We start from the raw sequence: 6,347 nt of genomic DNA, 5'->3' as shown, positions 1-6,347 counted from the left end.
TGACGAGTTAAAAAATCTCCGTGAGGATATGCAAAAGCAGATAGACGAAGCCTATAAAAAGGCTGAGAGCATTAACAGCAATGCCGCAAAAAATCAGCAGGCGCTTGACGGCTACACTCAGGGTATGCTTATCTCACTTGATATGCGAAATGAAAACGGCACTGACAAGCTGTATATTTCCCGAAATGATGAGGATATTATGACCGTGACCCCTGATGAAGATATCTCAGGCAGGCTCATATCTCTTTTTGAAGGACTGGGTGCGGCAGACGGTGAAGTAATGCTTGCGGCAGTGGTCTATGACGGTGACGCTGTGCTTTACCGTAACATGAGAATAGTTGAAAACGCTGTGCAGGCTGTGTCAGACAAATACGAAAATGTTTACTTTACATACATAAACACTTCCAAATAGAAAGGACAATAAAAATGAGTATTCAGAACGATGTTGAAAAGCTCTACCGCAGTGACCTTGAAAAACAAAGACAAAAGCAGAAAAAGAAAAAGAAGAAAAAGCTTCTTAGTATCATGCTGATCGTCATTATCATTGCGGCGCTTATTCTTATAATGCAGTATCTCGGACTTGGACTAGGCGGTGGAAAAGGCGAAGGCTCAGGGGACGGCAAGGACGTAAGTGCTTCCTCCAATGAAACTTCCGTTACTACCACAACAACAGCAGTGCCAAAGGAATTTTATGACATCAAAGTTTCAGGAAGCACTTATATAATCGATGAGCGTGTGGTAGATCTTAAAAGTCTTGTTTCCACAGTGAAGCTTATGAGCGACAATGTTATCGTAAGGATAACAGACGACAACGCAACAAAGAACGCTATGGATGACTTGAAAAAGGCTCTTACCGACGACGGCAGAGAGTTCACAGAAACAGTTCTTGACAATTCAGCTTTGGATAACAGCATGGCAGATACAACATCTGAAGCCGTAAGATAAAAACTGTAGGGGCGAACATCCTTCGCCCGTTTTCTGCATAATTTTAAAGGATACAGATATAAAATAAAATTGGGGACGGTCAAGCCGTCCTCTTTTCAGAAACAGAGGTAATATCATGCTTGGACTTACTTTAGAGGGCGGAGCCAGCAGAACGGTCTATTCCTGCGGAATAATGGACGCTCTGCTGGAGGATAAAATAATAGCCGACTATGTTATAGGCGTTTCGGCAGGAGCAGCTTTCGGCGTTTCTTACTGCTCAGGGCAGATAGGCAGAAATCTCCGCCTTGCAACTGAGTTCATGGGAACAAAGAAATACATGGGAGCAAGACATCTTATCGACCCGAAAAACCGATGCTACTATAACCTTGATTATGCCTACAATGTTGTGCCTAATGTTGAGCTTCCTTTTGATTATGAAGCCTACAGAAATTTCAAGGGCAGATTTTGTGCAGTTGTTACAAACGTAAAAAACGGCAAGGCTGAGTACATGGACGTGCCAAAAGATGACACCCACTGGAATTTGCTTAGAGCCACCTGTGCACTTCCTCTGCTTTTCCCTGAGATAGAGATAAACGGAGAAAAATATATGGACGGCGGTATATCAGATTCAATACCATATTTGCAGGCAATAAAAGCAGGCTGTGACAAAAATATCGTTGTGCTGACACGACCAAAGGGCTATGTTAAGACCCAGGAGCCTGCCACAAAGCTTGCCATAAAATATTATCACAAGCACCCTGAGTTTGCCGAAGCCATTGCCACAAGAGCCGAGAGATACAACAAATGTATCGCAGAGCTTATGGAGCTTAAAGCGGAGGGAAAAGTCTTTGTTTTCACACCAAAGACCACTTTCGGTGTGGGAAGAACAGAGGGCGACCCTGTAAAGCTGAGAAGGCTCTACGATTACGGCTACAACCACGCAAAATGGGCAATGGACGATCTGAAAAAATATCTTTGCAAGTAGGAATGAGGTAATAAAATGTCATACAAGCTGCCGCTTTTTGCTGCCGCCGCATTTCTGGGCGGTTATATGCTTATTTCAAACAGACAGCTAAGGGTGAACAAATACGAACTGAAGGTATCAAAGCTCCCTAAGAATTTTGTTGGTAAAAAGATACTTCTTCTTGCAGATCTTCACAAGAAGCGTTACGGGGACAATTTCAACAATCTGGTAAATTCCTGTATTGCCGCCGAGCCTGACTTTATTTTCTTTGCAGGTGATCTTTACAGCCGTGACGAAACGGACATGATACCGAAGCTTGCCCTTATGAAAAGGCTAAAACATATTGCACCGACCTATTATATTTTCGGTAACCATGAAACTGACAACATGGACAATGCCGAAGCCCTTGCTTTGAAACTCACCGAATGTGGAGTACACATTCTGAGAAACAACATGGAGCAGATAAAAATAGGCGAGGATCACATCAATATATACGGCACTCAGCTTCCCCAAAGATTTTACCGCAACGAAGATTTTTCACATCACGACCTGCCGCAGATTACAAAGGACGAGCTTACAAAGCTTTTAGGCGAGCCTGACAGAAGCGAGTGTAACTTTTTGCTTTCGCACACACCGCTGGCTTTCCGTGCTTATGCGGACTGGGGAGCAGATGTGACGTTTTCGGGTCACTGTCATGGGGGAGTTATAAGATTGCCTTTTATTGGCGGAATACTTTCTCCCGAACGGAAATTCTTTCCACGATACACAAAGGGGATTTACGAGCTTGACACTGAACAGGGATCGGCAAAGCTTGTTGTTACGGCAGGACTTGGTAAATTCAGGCTGAATAATCCCTCGGAAATAATGATTTGCACACTTGAAAGGCAGGAATAAATATGTATCAGAAACAATTTGCAGAATATTTTGACAAGCACATGGACGAGATACTTCGTGACCTAGACGAGATAATCTCTATCGAGAGCGTTGGTGACATAAACGCCCCTGTTAAGCCATTTGGCGAGGGTTCTCGCAAGGCTCTTGACTGGGGAAAGGCTTATCTTGAAAAGCTCGGCATGACAACAAAGGACTTTGACGGCTATGCTGTTCACGGTGATTTTTACCAAAATGGGGAATGTAAGCTTGCTGTGCTTTCACATCTTGACACTGTTCCCACAGGCGAGGGCTGGAGCTATCCGCCTTTCAAGCTGACTAAAGCTGACGGAAAGCTTTTCGGCAGAGGAACAATTGACGACAAAGGTCCGAGCGTTGCGGTGCTGTGGGCTGTAAAGGCTATCAAAGAGCTTAATATTCCTATAAAAAAGAACTTCCGTGTTATTTTCGGTGGCAATGAAGAGGGCGGCTGTGAGGACATGGAATATTATGAAAGCAAACAGCCTTTCCCTGAAATGGTGTTCACCCCCGACGGCTCTTTTCCTGTACTCAACTGCGAAAAGGGCATGGTGCATCTTACATTCTCTGCTGAATTTTCAGACGATAAGATAGCTGAGATAAAGGGTGGAAGCGTTATAAATGCTATCCCGGACAAGTGCATTGTGAAGTTTGCCGACGACAGTGAGAAGGTCATCAGAGGAAAATCCTCACACGGGTCAAGACCTGAAAACGGCGACAATGCGGTAACAAAATTTGTGGCAGAATACAAAAATGAAAATGCTCTCCTTGGTGGGTTGGCTGAGCTTTTCCCACACGGAGAATGCAACGGAAAGTCCTGCGGACTTGGTTTTTCAGACAATGTATCAGGCGAGATGACCTGTGCGCTGACTATCCTTAAAACTGAGGGTGGCAGACTTCATGGCGGTATCGACATACGCTTCCCTATTGACAAGACGCTTGCTGAGATAAGCGGTATCATAACTTCGGCACTTGAAAGCAAGGGCTTCAAGGTGGACGAGCTTGACGGCATGGAGCCACATTATGTGGACGAAAACAGTGAGTTCGTTCAGACCTTGTTAAGGGTATACGAAAAGATCAAGGGCGAAAAGGGAAAATGTATCGCTGAGGGCGGAATAACCTACGTTCACAACACAAAGGGCGGTGTTGCGTTCGGTGCGGAATTCCCTGAGGAAAACAACAATATGCACGGAGCTGACGAGCATATTTCCATGGAAACTTTCAAAATAAATCTGAATATGTACGCTAATGCTATTGCAGAGCTTTGCGGTGAATAATTGGGTGTGCATGGCTCTTGACAAAGTGTAATTTTAGTGATATACTTTATTACATAAAAGCTTAAAAGCGTAAAAGCAAAAGGAGCATGACGGACAATGAAGATTTGTATAGTTGGACTTGGACTTATAGGCGGTTCGCTTGCCAAGGCAATAAAGAAGAACACTCATGAGAGCTGTTTCGGTATAGATATTGACAGGGGAACGATAGCAGGGGCGCTGGCTCAGGAGGCTATCGACGGTGAAATGGCCATTGACGACCTTGCAGGCTGTGACGTTGTTATCGTGGGACTTCACCCTGAGGCTACCATAAAATTTATCACGGAGAATGCAGGCAAGTTCAAAAAGGGCGGTATCGTTCTTGACACTTGTGGAGTAAAGGGCGTGATAGTCAGAGCGGTAGAGGGCGTTTGCATTGAAAACGGCGTAAACTTTCTCGGCTGTCACCCTATGGCAGGACGTGAATTTTCGGGTTTTGCATACTCGGTGGACAATCTTTTTGAGAAAGCAAGCTTTATAATGACACCTACTGACAGAACGCCTATGAGGGTGGTGCAGGAGATATCAAGGCTTGCATACAACATAGGTTTTGCAAAGGTCGTTGTATCAAACGTTGAGGAGCATGACAGCGTTATTGCGTTCACTTCTCAGCTTGCTCACGTTGTTTCAAGTTCATATGTAAAAAGCCCTAGTCTTTTAAAGCAGGCAGGTTTTTCAGCAGGATCATTCAAAGACCTTACGAGAGTGGCTAAACTCAACGAAGATATGTGGACGGAGCTTTTCCTTATGAACCGTGGTCCACTGGTGGACGAGATAGAGCATATAATCGCAAGATTAACGGAGTATCGTGATGCTATTGCAAATAATGACGCTCAAAGGTTGCATGACCTGCTTAAAGAGGGTCGAGAGCTTAAGGAATTGTCTAATAATAGCTGAATAAGAAAATAAAGCGGTGTCAGAGTTCACAATTTTCTGCACCGCTTTTTGTTTATTCTTCTGTTTCTTTATCTGTGTCTGTATCGTCGTCTGTATTATCAGTTTCTTCCTGCTCTTCATTTTCGTCAGGTTCGTCAGGCTCGGACAAATTGGTATCGTCGCTTTCGTCTGTATCGTGGATATCTTTATCATTATCCTTGTTGGCTGACTTATTGTCGCCCACTGTTTTGTTTTTCACTATCATAAGATACTCAGCGGCAATAAGAGCTACGCACAAAACGCAGACCACGCCAATAATAACGCCCATTGATGAACCGCTCTTTTCTTCCGATACCGGACTTGCGGCTTTTGAGGTCGCTTCTGCCTCTGAGCTTTCAAGCTTCACGGCTTCAGGTTCTTTTATCACTATTTTAAAATGCCCTACTGAGCCGTCCTTATAAACAATATCTATCTTTGTTTCGCCTGTGCTGAGGGTCTGGAACTTGCCGTCCTCGAATATAAGCACCTCGCCGTTGGCTACTGTTACGCTGTCAACATCTGTAAGTCCTATATCCTCGGGAGCGATAGGATACTTGGAATAGTCAACGTCTATTTCGATATAATCGCTGTCGTCCTGCTGAACGTCTGCAGCGTCCTGATACTTGACGATACCGTTCTCTACCTGATTTGATATGGCATTGAGGTTTTCGTCATCAAGGGAATTTACTGTGAGATAAAGCACTGTTGAGGTGAGCTTTTCGTCTGCGACTTTGAAATGGAGGGTCGCATAATCACCGTCAAAGTCTGTGCCGTCTGCGTTCACATAGTTATATACAAACTTACCTGCAAAGGCATTGTCTACTGCCATGCCACCTGCTTTATCATTGGTTTCGCACTTTTCAAACTCTACAAGGCTATCGTCATAGCCCACGGAGATAGAGGCGTTTGAGATAAGGTGGTCGCACTGGATATTTATTTTCGCTGTGAACTTTTTATCCTTTACCTCGCTGACCACAAGCTTTACAACTGTCGGCGTAGAAGTCGGAGTGTCCGGAACATAGGAATAAGATGTGGTAGTTCCCCATGTGGTGGTTTCCCATGTCTGAGCTGTGATAGTTGTAGTCGTTTCAGCGTCCTCCCGCTGAGGCTGAGCGGTAGTGGTTGTTTCCGGTACAGGATCTGTGGCTGGCACATCGGTTGTCACAGGCGTTTCGGGATCAGCGAAACACACTGAGGTCATTGCCATGACCGCTGCAAAAAATCCCACTGTTACTTTTTTGAAATCCATTATTTACTCTCCTGATATTGTTTTTGACGTAAACAAGGGCTGCCGCCATAAAGACCGCAGCCCATGATTTTCC

Annotated in this window: 7 protein-coding genes; 6 read left to right on the top strand and 1 reads right to left on the bottom strand. The window is 44.6% G+C overall.

Going from position 1 to position 6,347, the window contains the following annotated elements; genetic code table 11:
• From QVO88_RS07765 to QVO88_RS07740, 6 genes are all read left to right on the top strand, one after another.
• On the top strand, positions 1–412 hold a 412-nt coding region (locus QVO88_RS07765), incomplete at its 5' end, for a hypothetical protein (RefSeq protein ID WP_288177889.1).
• A gap of 14 nt (positions 413–426) precedes the next feature.
• Positions 427–945: a hypothetical protein gene (locus tag QVO88_RS07760; protein WP_022287929.1), complete on the top strand. Its 519-nt coding sequence runs from the start codon at positions 427–429 to the stop codon at positions 943–945.
• Between the two features lie 115 nt (positions 946–1,060).
• Positions 1,061–1,909: a patatin family protein gene (locus QVO88_RS07755; RefSeq protein ID WP_022287928.1), complete on the top strand. Its 849-nt coding sequence runs from the start codon at positions 1,061–1,063 to the stop codon at positions 1,907–1,909.
• Between the two features lie 15 nt (positions 1,910–1,924).
• Positions 1,925–2,782, top strand: coding sequence for a metallophosphoesterase (locus QVO88_RS07750; protein ID WP_022287927.1), 858 nt, complete (start codon positions 1,925–1,927; stop codon positions 2,780–2,782).
• 2 nt (positions 2,783–2,784) lie between these two features.
• Entirely contained in the window at positions 2,785–4,074 is a 1,290-nt protein-coding gene (locus QVO88_RS07745) for a Sapep family Mn(2+)-dependent dipeptidase (RefSeq protein WP_022287926.1), read from the top strand.
• Between the two features lie 96 nt (positions 4,075–4,170).
• Complete coding sequence (locus tag QVO88_RS07740; protein WP_022287925.1) at positions 4,171–5,007, top strand: prephenate dehydrogenase; 837 nt, start codon at positions 4,171–4,173, stop codon at positions 5,005–5,007.
• 52 nt (positions 5,008–5,059) lie between these two features.
• Here the strand turns inward: QVO88_RS07740 and QVO88_RS07735 are convergent, their stop codons facing one another.
• Positions 5,060–6,274 carry a hypothetical protein gene (locus QVO88_RS07735; protein ID WP_022287924.1) on the bottom strand — a complete coding sequence of 405 codons (1,215 nt, stop codon included), beginning with the start codon at positions 6,272–6,274 and terminating at the stop codon, positions 5,060–5,062.
• Between the last annotated feature and the right edge of the window lie 73 nt (positions 6,275–6,347).

Source organism: Ruminococcus sp. CAG:57, assembly GCF_000435935.1.
Lineage (GTDB): Bacteria > Bacillota > Clostridia > Oscillospirales > Ruminococcaceae > Hominimerdicola > Hominimerdicola aceti.
Note: the sequence above shows the minus strand (reverse complement) of the source record. Positions and strands in the feature narration are given on the sequence as shown.